This is a genomic window from Thermogymnomonas acidicola JCM 13583 (genome assembly GCF_001316105.1).
Taxonomy (GTDB): domain Archaea; phylum Thermoplasmatota; class Thermoplasmata; order Thermoplasmatales; family Thermoplasmataceae; genus Thermogymnomonas; species Thermogymnomonas acidicola.
The window spans coordinates 25,485-40,899 of record NZ_BBCP01000004.1; the positions used below are offsets into that span (position 1 = coordinate 25,485).

The following is a 15,415-nucleotide window of genomic DNA, read 5'->3' on the forward strand; positions in this document are numbered from 1 at the left end:
CTCAGTCCATGAGGCGTAGCGCCTTCACCTTCATGCCTGTCCTCCTCTCGTAGATCGATTCGAGGGTATCGCCGGTCTCCTGCATCTCCCTGCAGAGCTCCACGGACTCCTCATGGGAGAGTTCAACCTTTCCACCAGAGCGAAGGTAGACCACGATCCTCGGGATGTCGCTGCAGTCAAAGCCCACCGTCCCTCACCTCCAGGGCGAAGTCCTGCCCCCCCTCCCACTTCCCTGCGGCTGGCCAGAAGAATGTGAACTCCACGCTCTTCCAGTCGCCTGGCTCGATGTCGACGTAGTGCACGCCCAGGGGGTTCTGCCTGCTTTCGATGTCCCCCCAGCATCCTTCCAGCCGTCGTGGCCGGAGTGCAGCACGAACGGGTACTGGCACTGCACCCTCAGCACCTTACCCCTGGGCATCCAGGTGGAGCGGTTGTAGAATGTCCAGATGTGCAGCCTGGCCTGCACCCTGTCCCTCACGTAGCGCCTGTACGTTGAGAGGGGGCATGTCCATGACCCTGCCCCCCTCTCTATGGAGAGGGCCAGCTTCAGGTATTCCGCGTGTGCCCAGGCCAGTGGCATGGCGGAGCCAGACGGCTTGCCGTTGTAGAGGCCACGCTGCGGTATGTCGTCCGAGTCCCAGACCTGCTCCGGTATCATGCCCCCCCCGGGACTGGCCTGCGCCTCCATTGTCTGGAGGAGTGCCATTGCCTCTCTCGCGTTGCCTGAAGCGAGCTCGTAGTGCCCTCTCTCGCCTGCGAGGAGCGGCCAGCCCCCCCTGCCGGTGCCCGTGCCGTCGAAGGGCGAGCCGTCATCGTGCTCCCCCCCATACCCGTCATGGTTGTACCTGTGCCATACAGGGCCCGTTCTCGTTTCCGTGCGGAGCAGGCGGTCTATGACCTTCACAGTATCCACAACCCTCTGGTCCGCGGGAGACCTGAGGCCGAAGCGGACCAGCGCGAGGGCATCTGTGCTCACTATCTCCTCCGCAGGTATCTCGGAAGAGCCGGGGGGGGCCTGTTCTTCACCGGGACGTAGCCCTTGATGGCGGAGGGAGCGAAGACCTGGCCCGTATCTGGCGGGCTTATCCGGACATAGTAACCGCTGACGCCCACCTCTCTCGCCAGATCGGTGCCGGACACGTATGTCCAGCGCTCTATGTTCGAGTTGAAGAAGTCGGCCACGTCCCTCATGTACTGTGCCTCCTCAGTCTTTCCGAGCTCCTCCGCGAACTCCGATCCCGCTATGAGGGCAGCGACCTCCACGGCGAGGGTGAATGGAGAATAGCCGCCATTCTCCTCCCACCTGTCCTGCTGCGTCACCGGGCCGTAGGTGACTATGAAGGAGCAGGCCCTCCTCACCATGTCCCAGTAGTCCGCAGGCCGTATCTTCGCGAGCGCCTGAGCAGGTCAGCCAGGAGGATGGGGGGGAAGGCGGTCTCGTCCATCTGCACCCCTGACCAGTAGCCCGAGCCGTCGAGCCAGAGGTTCTGGTACCAGTGGCCGTCAGGTTCCTGTGTGGACCTCAAAAACTCCAGGGCCTTGACAGCGCCCTCGTCGTCGCCGATGTAGTGCAGGGCCATGGCTGCCTCCACCATGTCCCTGGGCCACACCAGGTGGTATCCACCCATGTCATCGTCGGACTTGGAGTTGCCCCAAGGGATCGAGAGGGACGCTATTATGGCGCCCCTGAACTGCGACTTCGCTTCATGCACCCTCAGCACCGATGCGCTTATCCTACCTAGCCTCACATGCGGGATGTCCTTGCCCTCATAGTACCTCCTCCAGTCCCGTATGCACTGCTCCATGGATCTCTGGAAACCCCCCCTCTGCAGTGAGTTCCTTGCCTTCAACGCCGCCTCCGACGGGGTCTCGCCGAAGCCCAGGGCAAGCACGAACTCCCTCGAGCTGCCAAGTGAAGCGCCCATGGCCACGTTGCCGTTGTGCGCCTCCGTGTACTTCCATGTGATCGAGTGGTTCCTGCTTATGTCCTGCCAGGGGTCAGAGATGCCGACGAAGCCCACGGACATGTCGGTGAAGCCCGTGGACGAGAGCAGCGCCATGGATATTGGGCCCTTCTGGGCGAAGAGCGCCGGTATGCCCTTGTACTCCGAGACCCATGCTGTGTTGCCGTAGCCGCCGTTCATGATGTGCGGTGCCAGGAGCACGTACGGCGTGAGGCCCTTGTCCCTGGGCTCGAACCTGACGTGCTGGAGGAGCACATCGACCTCCGGGTCCGCCATGACGGTCTTCTCTATGACGTACGACGAATCCTTCGCGGTGTTCCTTATGGAGAATACCGGGATGCCGTCCTCCACCATCTCTATGCTGTGCTCGGTATCCTTCCTCTCCTCGGAGAAGTACGAAGGGCCGGCCACCAGGAACTGCAGGTCCCTGGTGTTCGCTATGTCCACCCTTGGGTAATACACCTCGTTCACTATTCCATGCGATATTGTGAACCAGACCCTGCTCAGTTCGGACATCGATGTGCCCACAGCGTCCTTGGCGCTGGAGGTCCACCGAGGTACATGCCTGGCCATCCCGGGGCTTCCATGGACGTGCATTGAGGAAGGTGCAATTAACGTTTGTGAAACGCCTTGCTATGGGAAATGAAATATACACACCAGTTATGTGGTTACCGGGCCCGAGTGGGGTAACTTGGATATCCTGGAGGCCTGCGGAGCCTCAGATTCGGGTTCGAATCCCGGCTCGGGCGTTGAGCTAAGTTCGTTACCATATCAAGAGCTACATTTTTTCAGTTCCGGTCGCTCTCCAAACTCAGGAGCATAGAATCGAACCATACTTCAAGAATCTACGTACATGGAGTATATAGTGTAAATACTAAATTCCATTATGTATCTTATTTGGGTTCCTTCTGTAAATTTGCACTACCCTCATTTATCGGCACCTCGTTTCTAGGTTTGCCCAAAAACTCCCATAGATGGGAGATGAAATTTCTTCCATATTAAAGGTCCAAGTAGATAATCAACCGGTAACCCTGTTAACACAATTGATACCTATGTACTGTCCATTCTGCACTGGTGAAGCCTTTCTATTTGACAGAGGTTTAACTTTTTCCACACAATTCTTCGCGGCGAACAATTCAAGATGCCTCTCATGACTAGGGCCCAACTGAACCTACTTCAACTATAAGCCTGTTGTCTAATCCCTGGAGATAAATTTTTAAAAATTGATTTAATCGATTCCAACTCATCACAAAGAGATGCTCTTGTTCTTCTTGGAAAGGCTGTAAACAACTGCCAGTCCAATGATGATCCAAGCAACTACCATGTACGCCGGTAGGTTCAAGGGATATGCAGGCACCGGATATATTGTACTGAATATTGCGAAGCCAATGAATCCCAGAGCTAGAGCTGGGATTATAACATGCATTGTTATGTTCATCATTCTTTCCTTTCTGGAGAAGAACGGCAGACTCAGAGTTGCAAGCGCATGTTGTAGCATGAATGCGATTGATGCTGCGCCTTCAATAACTAGGGCACCGACAAACGGACCAAATATGAGGCCAGACACAACAGATATGATAAAAGATAGAACTGCCACCGCTAAGATAGCCACATAGGGAGTGCCGTACTTCGGATGAACCCTACTTATGACTTTTGGAAGGATGTTGCTGTCCCTTGAAAGGTAGTAGAGCATGCGTGTCAGAGAATTATTTATTGCTATACCGAAGTCGAAGAAGCTGTTCAGAACTACAGCAACGAATATCCATCCGCCGAATGGGCCAAGGTATTTGAAGTATTCAATTACCCCCCGGATCAGGTGAATTTCCAAATGAAGATATGTTGTTAAGACCCCCCCACCCAACGGTTAAGGCGTAAGCATTTAGTGCTAGGGGGGGGATTACAACTAGTAGCCATCCATATATGATTGCTTTTCTGATAGTAGTGTTAGGCTGTTTAGTCTCCTCACCCAATGCAACAACGGAGCCAGTGCCACCGTAGGAGTAGAGACCAAAGAGCAGACCAAGACCAATCAGTGAAAGATCATTGTGCACGGGACTAGCAGTGAATACTGACAGGGTGTTGGCGTGACCAAGCCTAAAAATTATGATCACTGCCGAGATTGTGAGCACAGCAGTCTCAATGAAGCCCGTGTAAGCTGCATAGTTAAGTGACAACCTAACACCTCTGTAGACGAAAACTGTGCTGAATAGCAATGGAATGAGTGTTATCGGTATCCAGATATAAGTTACGCTGGTGATTGAGGGAGTGAGCAGATACACGAAAGCTGCGAATGACAGAAGTGCAAATCCTGTATAAGTGAGAAATTCGTTAAAAAAGAACAACCACCCAGTCATATCACCTGTAACCTTCCCCAGTCCTGCCCTTGCGAATGCAGAATAACCTCCAGCACTTGCCACCTTCTTACTGAACTGGTAGTTGGTATTGAGCCAGAGCAAGACTATCAGAGGGGGGGCCAAAAGAAACACCAATGGAGTAGATCCTTCAGCCACCAGCGCGGTACCTGTAATGAGGATCGCCACCTCAGCTGCAGGTGCCACATGGCTGAAGCTCTGAAATATTCCGTGCCAGAGACCTAGCTGATCCTTCTTGAGCCTGTTGCTTATGTTTTCTTGAGAAGCCGCCACGCTGCAAAATGTTCTATGTCTATAATAATTCTTGCATTTTTTTAGCCACTCATTGGGAACTCTATAAAAATGAAGGGCGAATTTCTGCTAGATAAATAGGGTATGAGTTGAAATATATCCGGACATTATTAAATCGGACGCCCGATCTTCAAAAGTTTCTCCGCAAACCAAAGCAAATAGGTGCATGAGTTAATTCTAACCATATAGGGTTTTTCAAGTCTTCTCAGGGGGTCTGAAAAAGATATTGAATCTTATCGATAGGAAGTTTGATTTTACTGATGCAACGGGTATGCTTTGCAAGCCTAACGGTTAACATCAGACATTAAATCTAAAAAGTGTCAAGAAATAGGTCTTAAATGCCTGGACGATGTTAAATATGGGCCCTGGATCACCTTGCCCATAAATACCTCAAATTCTCCGACAAAAAGTGTTCCTTATTTAATTTACTTTGAGCTGGGCAAGATTCTCTGTTATCAAGTGAGATAGAGGTGTCTTATATTATGGCGATCAGCGATCCATCGTTCCACGCACACCCATGTAGTTAATACTTGATGTTAGAATGAGGTTGTAAAAAACTCGCTTTCATAGAAATCCACAGCATTATAATCGCGCCTGACTCCATTAGTGATCTCAGGAGAACCTTGAGCTGTTTTGGAAAAGTGATACTCCCTAAAATAATATGCAATCATCAGTTTAAACTAAAAAAAGAGGTCTTAAATTAGAGAGGTAGATTTAAGCTGTCAAAAGGCCCCAATTTGACTCAACACCAGACTAATATTCTTTTAAGTTAAATGGCCAAGTTGAAAGGGTGAATTAATAGTATCATCATATCCAGCCATTCACGAACATTTTTCTCCTGGACGAGAATTTAGAGACATAGATTTACCTCTTGCCAGCTGCCGTTTCCAACGGTGCACGCGTCCTAGATTGCCTGGTCCTCAGCTCTATGTAAATGAGGCCGGCAACCATCCATGCAACGAACGAGTACGCAGCAACGAGCACAGGGATGCTTATGGATATGAACGATCCATAGAATATGAAGGCCAGGAAGCCTATCGCCACCGCGGTCACTGCCATGTTCACGTAACCGATCCTCTTCTCCCTGTCCCTGAGTATCTTCGGTAGAGATGCGTTTGCCATTATGTGCACAAGGATCGATCCGAGGGTGCCGGCAACGCCCGTGAACAGGAACGCATTGAAGCCTCCCATGAGGACAGTCGATATGGCGGCAATCAGGAAGCTCGCTATGGCCATAACGCCTGCCGCAACGTGTGGAGTCTGGTACCTGCTGTGCACCCTCGATACCTGCTCGGGGGGGAAGAAGCCGTCCCTGGTCATGGCATAGAGCACACGGGGAGGAGCTGTTCGTAAAAGTCACCTGGTCTGTCAGTATGCTGTTGATGTAGAAGACCGTGATGAGGATGGCGGCCCATATGCCTATCCTGGAGTAGGCCAGGGATATCCCGGGGGGGACAAGGGCATTGGCATACGAGGCCATGTCGTTGATGCCCCAGGCAACCGTGAAGGCGTAGGCGGCGAAGACGAAGAAGACGCCAAGTATTATGATCGTCAGGACAATGCCTCTCGCTATCGTCCTCCTGGCGTCCCTGGTCTCCTCACCGAGCGGGGGGGTTGACGTGCCGAAGCCGGAGAATGCAGTGTACATGAAGAGGACGCCGAGTAGGACGCCGGAGAGGCCGCCCGCAGCGTGCGATGGGCTGAACACGCTCACCGTGTTTATGCCAGGCCTGGATATTATGAGCCAGAGGCCTATGAAGATCACCACAGCGATCTCCATGCTGGCCATCACTGAAGCATACCTTAACGAGCCCTTGACGCCCAGCACGGAGACTATGTAGCCGAACGCAATCGTACCGGCAAGGAGCGGCAGCCAGAGGTACCCGGAAAGGTTGATGTTGAACACGTTGCTCAAAAGCGCTGGCACGAATACGGATATGCTCAGTCCGATGAATGCCAGCGACGTGACCTGGTAGAACTGGTACGACCACCCGGTGTATGCGCTCACGTGCTTCCCGAAGCCCAGCTTGACGTATTCGTAATAACCGCCAGCGCCTGCCACGTGGGTGGAGAGCCTGTTGATTATGTAGGCGTTCAGGCCCACAATGACCAGGGCGAGCACGGCTGTCAGGGGCAGAGACCCCCCCAGTGCGAAGGCTGCCGCTCCTGTCATCGTGGCCACCGCAGCACCCGCAGGGGGGGCCGAGGCCGCAACTCCCTGGAATATTACCTCCCTGATCGAGAGCGCGTCCCTCTTCAGTCCCGAACCTGTCCGATGGTTAGTGTCAGTCATAGTCTAGCAGTCATAACGTCTGGCTTATAAAAATTTCGTATAGGCCAGAGAAACACGGATATCATGAAAAAGTCTTCAATGATATGTTTAATGAGTTATATTTTATTCAATAAATTAATCGGACTCATAAATGCGTGGCCAGGGACTGTTCCCGATCTCCACTCCAGCACCGGTCTCACCAAAGGTTATGATGGCATCCGCCTCTGAGGGGGGGAGGCACGCCTCTGGCCTTGAACCGTGAAAGGGTTAGGCCTTTCATTCCGTTGTGAGGGCAGCGTGGCCCATGCACTGGGATGCCGTGGGCCTGTGGTCTCCGAGGTTACAGTACTGCGGTTTCGCGGAACTGTTGCCATTGCCGGGGGGGAGTCTTGGCCAGCTGTGTTTGCCCTCTCCGGGCCGGGATGCAGTGACACTTTCTCAAAAACCTTTTAATCAAGCCTTATAACGAGAGACCACATGGTTCAGAAAGTGAAGCCTGAATGATAATCAACTACTTTGTGGATGTGCCTGCCTCCCTGGCCGGTTTCCTCGGCATGGAGGCCATAGCCAGGCTCATGCACAAGTACGTCATGCATGGCATCCTCTGGCCCCTACACATGGACCACCATATAGAAATGGGGGCACAGGTTCCAGAGGAACAATTTCTTCGCGCTGTTCTTCGCAGCCATTGCAGTGTCGCTCTTCGTCCTGACCCTGAGGACCGGGAATGCGGCCTTCGCATCGGTGGGTTTCGGCATGGCCATGTACGGCCTGGCGTACCTGATAGTCCATGACATGATAATACACAACTATTACCTCCACCTGCGGAACAGGAGGCACTCCAGGTACGTGCAGAACCTCATAGCGGTGCACGAGCTCCACCACGTCAACGACGGCAGGAACAGGGGTAGGAACTGGGGCTTTCTGTTCTACATACCTGGCATTGACGAGGTACCGTGGAAGAAGGGTGATGGGCAGAAATGAGGGCCGTCGTTGTCGGTGGCGGCTTCGGTGGCCTGGCATCGGCGGCAGTGCTTGCAAGGATGGGCTTCCAGGTTACGGTCGTGGAGAAGAACTTTGCCCTGGGCGGCAGGGCCAGGGCGTCTCCGAAAAGGGCTTCACCTTCGACATGGGGGGGCCATCCTGGTACCTCATGCCCGAGGTATTTGACAGGTTCTTCCAGGCCATAGGTTTCAGGAGGGAGGACTTCTACGGACTGAGGAAGCTGGATCCGTCGTTTGAGGTCGTGACTGACAGCGCCAGGATAAAGGTCAAACCGGATGCCGGGGGGCGAACAGGGCAACCCTTGACTCGCTTGAGGAGGGTGGTTACTCCAAGTTCATGCGTTACCTTAGGGAATGCTCGGAGATCTACAGGAAGACTATGTCCTCCCTACTTTACAGGCCTTACAGCGGGATGAGGAGCATGCTGTCTCCCTCAGTCCTAAGGGCAGCCCTGGGCATGAGGCTCTTCTCCAGCATGCAGGAGATGAACTCCTCATACTTCAGCAGCAGGGAGATGCTCTACCTGACAGGCTTCTCATCGGTGTTCCTGGGCGGGGACCCGTCCAGCATACCCGCTGTTTACTCGATGGTGAACGCATCCATATTCGGCGATGGCGTTTTCTACCCCCCCGAGGGCGGCTTCGCGTCCGTGGTAGGCGCACTGGCGAAGGCCGGGCAAAGGCTCGGCGTGAAGTTCGTGACCGGCGAGGAGATAGTGGGCATAAGAGCCTCCGGCAGCCGTGTCACAGCGGTTGAAGGGGGGGATCACGAGACATACTGGGGGGGAGATCTGTTCGTCTTCAACGCGGATTACCACCACGTGGAACAGGACCTCCTTGAACCCGGCCTCAGGAGCTACAGTGATGCCTACTGGGCCTCAAGGGATGTTTCGCCCTCTGCGCTCATTGCCTACATAGGCCTCTCAGGAAAACTGGGACTGAACCACCACACAATCGTGATAAAGGGCGACTGGGAAGAGCACTTCCAGTCGATCAGGAAGAGGTCCTCTGGGATCCCGGAGGACTTCGCCTTCTACGCCAGCGCCCGTTCGAAGTCTGACCCTTCTGTGGCCCCCCCAGGGCTGTGAGAACCTATTCCTCCTCATACCTGTTTCGGTGAACTTTCAGGAGTCGGATACGAACAGGGAGCGCACCGTCCAGAGGGCACTGGAGAGGCTGGAGGAGATCACCGGGGAAGGGATAAGGCAAAGGATCGTGTATATGAAAACGTACTGCAGGAGGGACTTCGAGAAAGACTACAATGCGTTCCTTGGCTCCGCATTCGGCCTCTCACAGACCCTGGGTCAGACAGCGGGGCTGAGGCCAGCCATGAGGAGCAGGAAGCTCAGGAACATGTTCTACGCTGGCCAGTACACGCATCCTGGCATCGGAGTGCCCATGACGCTCATATCGGCACAGGTGCTTGGATCACTCATTAGCGGGTCCAGCTACTGGCCTCAGAAGCCCGCCTTGAGGACAGGAACCTTGCGGAGACGTCGTAGGCAACTGCGTAGTTGAGGAGCAGCGAGAAGACATACTCGAACTCCTCCACCGGGATGCCTGCCACCCTTATGCCGGTTATCGCCCCCCCCTACCGTAAGTGAATATGGGGGCAGTGACCATCAGGTGGTCGAAGAACACGAAGGGTATGTAGGAGACCACAAGGAAGGCCCAGAGGGACTTCTTAACAAGCAGCCGTCTGTCAACTATCAAGCCCAGGGCAAGGGAGCCTGCTGAGAAGAAGGAAGCAACAGACGTGTAGCTCCTGGAGGTGTTCAAGACTCCGAGGATAACTAAGAGGACGATGGATATGGATGCTGCTGCCACCGTTCCCCCCCTGCATGGCAGTGTGCCCTTCACGTAATTATCGAGGGCCTCGAATATCAGGAGTGTGCTGAAGGGCACCACCAGGAAGAAGGCAACCTCCTCCACCGGGATGTAGAAGAAGTATATACCGAGGACGTGTGCCGGGTCGAACTTCCATGTTCCGAAGACCACAGCCAGCTCGTCCCAGAGGATGTAAACGGGTGCGACAGCGGCGATCGACACGATTAGGGGCCTGTACCGCCTCACCCTGGAAAATGGCGTGAGGAAGGATATGGCGGCTACAGGGACGAATATTGCCAGGAGTATCTCCGCATAGGCCATGTGGCCACTCAGTATCTCCATACTGCTGTTCCCACAGCGTTCATCACAACCTTCAGGAAGATGCGCCTCCTGCGTGGCTTCACCTTCCTCTCGAACACGACCATGGGCTGCGCGTAGATCTTCCTTCCAGTCCACACGTACATATCCTCCGCGGTCTTCACCGCGATGAGGGACCTGAAGGGGATGTAGCGGAATCCAATCCTCGCCATCCTGTCCCACCGGAAGAACCTGTCAAGCTGGAACCTCATGAACCTGGAGAAGGACTCCCTCTTGTGGCAGGCTGTCTCCTCAAGGAGGTCCGACAGGCCGAACGACTGCATCTCCTCCACCGGCAGGTAGGTCCTGCCCAGTGAGTTGTCCTCATCCACGTCCCTGATGAAGTTCAGGTACTGCATGGCCCGGCCAAGCATCGCGGCAAACGGCTCAGCCTCCACAGGGAGGCCGAGGACCCTGTGCATCATGATGCCGACGACCTCCGCAGAGCCGTAGATGTACTCAAGGAGGTCGTCTATCGTGCGGTAACTAGTCCTGGTCATGTCCATTTCCATTGACCGGAAGAAGGCCCGCACGTACTCGTCCCCCCCTATGCCCTTCCTCTCCATCAGGGATACGAAACCTTCCACTATTCCGTTGCTGCTGCTCCCCCCCGTCCTCAGGCACCTCTCAAACTCGCTGCGGAACTGGTAGAATGCCTCCCTCCTCTGGGGGCACGGTGTCAACAAAGTTGTCCGCTGTGCGCACGAAGGCGTACAGGTTGACACGTCCCTCCTGATGGGCCCGGGGGAAGAATAGGCTTGAATTGAAGTATGTTGTGCTCCCGCTCCTGAAGATTTCCGTGAAGTGGGCGTCCAATGCATCATGCCCTGTGGCCCTACAGGTGCCACTGGCCCACGGGCCACCGTTCCCGACTGCGAAGTGGTTCTCCTCGGTCCTGGATGTCTCCACGCAGTTAGCTATACCATGTTTTTTATAAAATGGTGTAAAGTATTCCTTTACATTTCGGAGGGCTGGCCAGCGGCTGACCCCGTCACAGAAGAAGGGCGCCATCAGGCCGTCTGGCCATGTTATAACTGGGTGCGCTGTCCCTCACACCGGACAAGGTGCATGCGCCTGGCAGCGTCCAGCACCTGCGTACCGAGGTCTGTCAGGCCCAGTTCCCTGTCCACGAGACCCATGGAGACGAGGTGGCCCGTTGCCCCCCCTGCACTGACCACCCGGTCCTCCCTCCTGCACAGCAAGGCCAGTTCCTCCGGGCTGAGGTGCATGGCGTATGCCTTCGGGGGGGTTATGGATTTCAGGGCGAGCTCCCCCCCTTCCTGTTTATCATGAAGTAGGTGTGGTGCTTGTGCACCTCTGCACTCTTCTTGAGCTTGGCCTCCGTCCTCTTTATCGACGTGTTCCTGTATATGTCGAGCAGGCCCATCTCCCTGAGCCTCTCGATGTGTCGCCTGACCCTCTCCTGCGGGATCTCTGTGTACCGTGTTACATTCTTCGCATAGTCAACGCGTGCGACCTGAAAGTGCCTCAGGACACGGAGTATCTCGTAATCGTTGAGGAGTTCGGCTACCTCTGCACCATAGTCATGGGCCTCTGCCATTAAGGATGCGATGAAACAATGAGGTATAAAAGGTACTGCCGGGTGCCACTGATGGGGGGGAATACGGTCGGAGGAGAAGCAACCACAAGACAGATTCAGCATTTTCTCCCCCCCAAACGGGAAATTCCGTGTGTGCACGTGTATGGGTGCACGGCTCAAAAAGACTGGCCTTGTAAGAGGATGCCAACACAGTGCAGACTCGTGACGATGCGATGGTACGTTTGGCCAAATACACCAATGCTAGGAACAGGACTGCAGTCTTGGATGCGTGGCGCGGGTGCCAGGGTGCCCTGCCCGGCTCAACTCAGTTGCTACGCGGTCCGTTACCGGCAAAAGCTAACTACCTGCTGACACACACCACACGTGGATGGCGTGCTGCCTGTTTCCTTCATGGAATAGTGCGGCCCCCCCACTGTTAACCGCCCGAGTGGCGGGCTTCCCCCCCAACCCCCCCCTCATTGTGCCTGGAACTGAGATGGTCCTATGGCACAGGCACTGCTGAAATACACCCACCGGTTCTGGGGGGGAGGTGCATCCAGCGGTCTGCCAGACTGGGCTGAGACCTGCAGCTGGACTGTGGCCCAAGCACGCGGTGTGTACCCTCAGTGCACGCTGTCATTCCGCCGAAGGATGTGCGTACGTTCCCTGTAATGCTCGGGGTTGGCCTGACCATTCTGGAAACATGTGGGCCAGTGATGCACTAGGTGCACATATGCCACGCTGGCAGGTACAGCCAGGCGCATCGCCGTACACAGCTCTCCAGCCAGTTCAACTGAGGAATTCCATGCTCACGCTGTACGAAATCTGCTGGTTCCTCTCGTCTACTGGGACCAGGCCAACATAGGCAAGCTTCGTTAAGTTAAGGCTGAGAGTGATGCTGACTTCACCGTTTTCCCACTCCCTGAGGTAGACTATGTTGGGCCTCAGTATCATGGTGAGGAACTTCGCGGACTTCACAACGGTGAGTGTGTGCTGGAATTCGTAGATGCAGATCCTCTGTTACTGGCCCAACCAGCCCACCGTTATCGGTATCTCCTTTGCTGTTGAGTTGTTTCCGATATTGGACATGGAGGCACCGTTGATCTGGAAGGGTAAAGAAGTGTAAGGCTATCCCGTGCTTTGCCCTGTTTTGTGTACGTAGAGAGGATCGTCAGGGTTGACAGGTTTCTGTGGCTCTCTGTGTAGAGGCCAAGGTTTACCGACGTGGGGGGGTTGGTGGCCCTGGAGATGGTCTACGACGCTGTGTTCCCGTTAAACTAAGTGTGATGTTCTCAGCCCCCCCTTATCCTGTCAGGCCGGGTATGCGTTAAACCCCCCCTATGCCCATAGGGCGGTAGGATGTGTCTTAGTATGCCAGGAAAGACGCTAAGCAAGCAAGGGTCGCCACTACCACGGCAAACGTGGTGGCCCTCATCGGCTTGATTTTATGCATTCACGCATAATAACCATTCAGCCCGGGTGGCATCCGGGCAGGCCAGCTTTTTACAGATTCCACCGGGGGAGCGATTGCCTGTGGGGGGCATGCCGGATGATCACTTATGGACCGCCATGGGAAATGTTGAGTTAAGGTTTCATCCCCCCCTGATCTGGGTGTGCTGCGCAGCCAGACCGATCTGTCAGGACATCACGTTTGCATGGGCAACCGCTGCTGCACACCCAACATCTGTCATGTCATTGCAGCTACCATGATGGATGTTCAGAAATGGCCGAGAGATAACATGTACCCATAGTACCTCCTGTTCCCCCCCGGCCCGAAGGATCAGGTTACGCTAGCCCGGCGCCTAAAATCGGCAGGCCCCCCCGTGGGACAGGCCAGCCACGAATCCCGGTCTTTCTCTATCTATGTGGAAGCGTGTACAAAGCAGGTCATGGGGGGGTTCCATGGGGGGGGAATGGTTCATCCGCGTTCTGTACAGGTAAAAGGCCAGTTGCTGCAACAGGCCCCACCGGATCGTATCGCTCCCTGAATTCCGACCGGTACTATGTCCAGCACACGCTGGCTGACCCGCTGTCCGGATACAGGAATGCCTTCACGATCCCGTGCAGTCTTCCCTTGCCTCTGGTAGCATTGGGAGTGAGACCAGGTCCAGGGGGGGATCCGGAACAAAAATGAAAAATGGTTGTGATTGTATTATCACGCCTCGGATGGCATAGTCTCTGCTGGCTTCTTCACAGCGCGTGCTATGTATGTCCATACATACACGACAAACAGTTTGATAAGCAGTGATAAGGCGGCCACATAGAGCAGTCCGACAGGGTGTTGCCAAGTGACGTGGAGAGTGCGCCGAACTTGTTGGCTACGAGTATTAGGTATATGCCTGAGGCCATGCCAACAAACCACCATGCCAGAGGCCCGTTCTTGTCCAGGCTCTTCTGGTACATGCCGAGGAGCGTTGCGTGAAGTGTCTGTGCTATAAATATGTCACCGAGTAGCCGGAGTGCAATCGCATAGGTGTCACTGCTCTCCAGGGCGAACACAAAGCCCAGTGCCAGGAGCTTGAACCCCACGGAGGTCCATTTCACAATCCTGGTCTCCGTCTCTGGCTTCAGGTCTTCCTTGAACTCCTTTATTATGTTCCTCACAAGGAGGTTTGACTGGGATATTGCCATGACAGCGGTCGGTACGAGCCCCCTATGAATATGCCCAGCAGGGTGAACCCCACAAACCACGAGGGCATTGTGTACCACATTAGGGCAGGAACCACCAGAGCACCGTTTTTAGTCGACAGGAAGAGGTGCAGTGCGGACGGGACCGCAAATATCAGGACCCCGAACAGGGTGAGCAGGAACAGGCACACACCGTACATAGGTAGAATTGCCGAGCTGAGACGGACAGTCTTGACATCCTTTGAACAGAGGACTCCGTTTATTGCGTGTGGGTAGAAGTAGAGTGTTAGTGCGCTTAGTACAAAGGGGGGGCTTATGCAGGCGTTTATCAGTTTGGGCGGTAGGGTCTCGACACCGAGTTTCATGAGGCCACTGCTCGCGTGGTAACTGTTTGCGCTGGAGAAGGCTGTCGCGAAGCGGCCATGTATGGACAGCGGCACCGCGATCACAACGACCACGACAGAGGACAGAATGAGCGCGTCCTTCATGACCGCCGTCAGGGCAGCCCCGCGGAGTTCGCTCCAGATCGTAAAGGCTGCGAGCACAACGAACGATATGAACAGGGCGATCTCAGTGACCACGGTGTAGTCAGAGAAGTAGTGAATGAATATTCCTTCGACCCGACGATGATACTACCGCTATCATATCGCAAGCAAACCCTGTAAATTCCTTCCCTGGGATATGATCCCAATGGTTCCATTTCTCGCACTTCTCATGTCGCGTGGGAAAAATGATCTCCCCCCCATGCGCATTTATTATCGGTAAGTGCGAGATCTGGAACCCTATAATGAAAGTGTTTGGAAATATGGAAAATAAGGCTCCGCGAAAGATCAAGAGGCTGTTCCATTTCCCATTAGGGGGACGGAATCCTGGGATCCGTCCCGTATGTTTTCATAGAAGTTCTTCCATTTTTTTGATCTGTCCGTTCCCGTATTTTTCTAAGTTCCTCCTCTTTCATCTAGATCTCTACTGGAGTTTGCGTCCTACGCCCCCCCATGAAAACATAGTTGAGTTTTCCTCCAATATTCACCCTTTTTTGGGTACACCTTTCCGACACGGAAAGGAGAAAACATGCTTTGAGTCTAGAGGTGTGCCATTTTCACTGCATTTAGACTTGTGGATATGGATGCCTCCATAGTCCCTTCTTATCTCCAGTTCCCT

At 54.4% G+C, this 15,415-nt stretch carries 10 protein-coding genes, 1 tRNA gene and 5 pseudogenes; 5 read left to right on the forward strand and 11 right to left on the reverse strand.

Annotation, left to right across the window (positions count from 1 at the left end; translation table 11 throughout):
- Position 1: 1 nt before the first annotated feature.
- Together JCM13583_RS04235 and JCM13583_RS04240 are read right to left on the reverse strand one after the other, a co-directional pair.
- Entirely contained in the window at positions 2-187 is a 186-nt protein-coding gene (locus tag JCM13583_RS04235) for a hypothetical protein (RefSeq protein ID WP_075056814.1), read from the reverse strand.
- Positions 177-2,561 (reverse strand): annotated as a pseudogene (locus JCM13583_RS04240) (glucan 1,4-alpha-glucosidase). Before JCM13583_RS04240 ends, JCM13583_RS04235 begins: the two are co-directional and overlap by 11 nt.
- A gap of 78 nt (positions 2,562-2,639) precedes the next feature.
- Between JCM13583_RS04240 and JCM13583_RS04245 the strand changes: the two are divergent.
- Positions 2,640-2,713: transfer RNA gene (locus tag JCM13583_RS04245), tRNA-Arg, on the forward strand.
- Positions 2,714-3,210: 497 nt separating this feature from the next.
- Here the strand turns inward: JCM13583_RS04245 and JCM13583_RS04250 are convergent.
- From JCM13583_RS04250 to JCM13583_RS04260, 3 genes and pseudogenes are all read right to left on the reverse strand, one after another.
- Positions 3,211-3,792 (reverse strand): APC family permease, encoded by a 582-nt coding sequence (locus JCM13583_RS04250; protein ID WP_075056815.1) that lies wholly within the window; start codon positions 3,790-3,792, stop codon positions 3,211-3,213.
- Entirely contained in the window at positions 3,761-4,609 is an 849-nt protein-coding gene (locus JCM13583_RS04255) for an APC family permease (protein ID WP_075056816.1), read from the reverse strand. The genes JCM13583_RS04250 and JCM13583_RS04255 overlap by 32 nt, the downstream gene beginning before the upstream one ends.
- An 882-nt stretch (positions 4,610-5,491) precedes the next feature.
- Positions 5,492-6,920 (reverse strand): annotated as a pseudogene (locus JCM13583_RS04260) (APC family permease).
- 479 nt (positions 6,921-7,399) lie between these two features.
- Here JCM13583_RS04260 and JCM13583_RS04265 point away from each other — a divergent pair.
- The 4 genes and pseudogenes from JCM13583_RS04265 (at position 7,400) to JCM13583_RS04280 (ending at position 9,420) form a co-directional block, all read left to right on the forward strand.
- Positions 7,400-7,883: pseudogene (locus JCM13583_RS04265) on the forward strand (porin).
- On the forward strand, positions 7,880-8,089 hold the full coding sequence (locus JCM13583_RS04270; protein WP_075056817.1) for an FAD-dependent oxidoreductase: 210 nt from the start codon (positions 7,880-7,882) through the stop codon (positions 8,087-8,089). Before JCM13583_RS04265 ends, JCM13583_RS04270 begins: the two are co-directional and overlap by 4 nt.
- 151 nt (positions 8,090-8,240) lie before the next feature.
- Positions 8,241-8,990, forward strand: coding sequence for an NAD(P)/FAD-dependent oxidoreductase (locus tag JCM13583_RS04275; RefSeq protein ID WP_075056818.1), 750 nt, complete (start codon positions 8,241-8,243; stop codon positions 8,988-8,990).
- Positions 8,991-9,018: 28 nt separating this feature from the next.
- Positions 9,019-9,420, forward strand: coding sequence for an FAD-dependent oxidoreductase (locus JCM13583_RS04280; protein ID WP_075056819.1), 402 nt, complete (start codon positions 9,019-9,021; stop codon positions 9,418-9,420).
- A 60-nt stretch (positions 9,421-9,480) separates the two neighbouring features.
- Here the strand turns inward: JCM13583_RS04280 and JCM13583_RS04285 are convergent, their stop codons facing one another.
- The 6 genes and pseudogenes from JCM13583_RS04285 to JCM13583_RS04310 all read right to left on the reverse strand — a co-directional run bounded on the left by JCM13583_RS04285 (position 9,481) and on the right by JCM13583_RS04310 (position 14,835).
- A complete protein-coding gene (locus JCM13583_RS04285) occupies positions 9,481-10,071 on the reverse strand; it encodes a lycopene cyclase domain-containing protein (RefSeq protein ID WP_075056820.1) in 591 nt (196 codons plus the stop codon).
- Positions 10,059-11,097, reverse strand: a pseudogene (locus JCM13583_RS04290) (phytoene/squalene synthase family protein). Before JCM13583_RS04290 ends, JCM13583_RS04285 begins: the two are co-directional and overlap by 13 nt.
- A 17-nt stretch (positions 11,098-11,114) precedes the next feature.
- Positions 11,115-11,647 (reverse strand): annotated as a pseudogene (locus JCM13583_RS04295) (DUF2250 domain-containing protein).
- Between the two features lie 768 nt (positions 11,648-12,415).
- Positions 12,416-12,604 carry a hypothetical protein gene (locus JCM13583_RS04300; RefSeq protein WP_075056821.1) on the reverse strand — a complete coding sequence of 63 codons (189 nt, stop codon included), beginning with the start codon at positions 12,602-12,604 and terminating at the stop codon, positions 12,416-12,418.
- Between the two features lie 1,224 nt (positions 12,605-13,828).
- On the reverse strand, positions 13,829-14,257 hold the full coding sequence (locus JCM13583_RS04305) for a hypothetical protein (RefSeq protein ID WP_075056822.1): 429 nt from the start codon (positions 14,255-14,257) through the stop codon (positions 13,829-13,831).
- A complete protein-coding gene (locus tag JCM13583_RS04310; protein ID WP_075056823.1) occupies positions 14,227-14,835 on the reverse strand; it encodes a hypothetical protein in 609 nt (202 codons plus the stop codon). Before JCM13583_RS04310 ends, JCM13583_RS04305 begins: the two co-directional genes overlap by 31 nt.
- Between the last annotated feature and the right edge of the window lie 580 nt (positions 14,836-15,415).

Coding starts and splice junctions, on each gene's coding strand:
- JCM13583_RS04270 (WP_075056817.1), top strand. CDS start 7,880: ATGAGGGCCGTCGTTGTCGGTGGCGGCTTCGGTGGCCTGGCATCGGCG.
- JCM13583_RS04275 (WP_075056818.1), top strand. CDS start 8,241: ATGCGTTACCTTAGGGAATGCTCGGAGATCTACAGGAAGACTATGTCC.
- JCM13583_RS04285 (WP_075056820.1), bottom strand. CDS start 10,071: ATGGAGATACTGAGTGGCCACATGGCCTATGCGGAGATACTCCTGGCA.
- JCM13583_RS04305 (WP_075056822.1), bottom strand. CDS start 14,257: ATGGCAATATCCCAGTCAAACCTCCTTGTGAGGAACATAATAAAGGAG.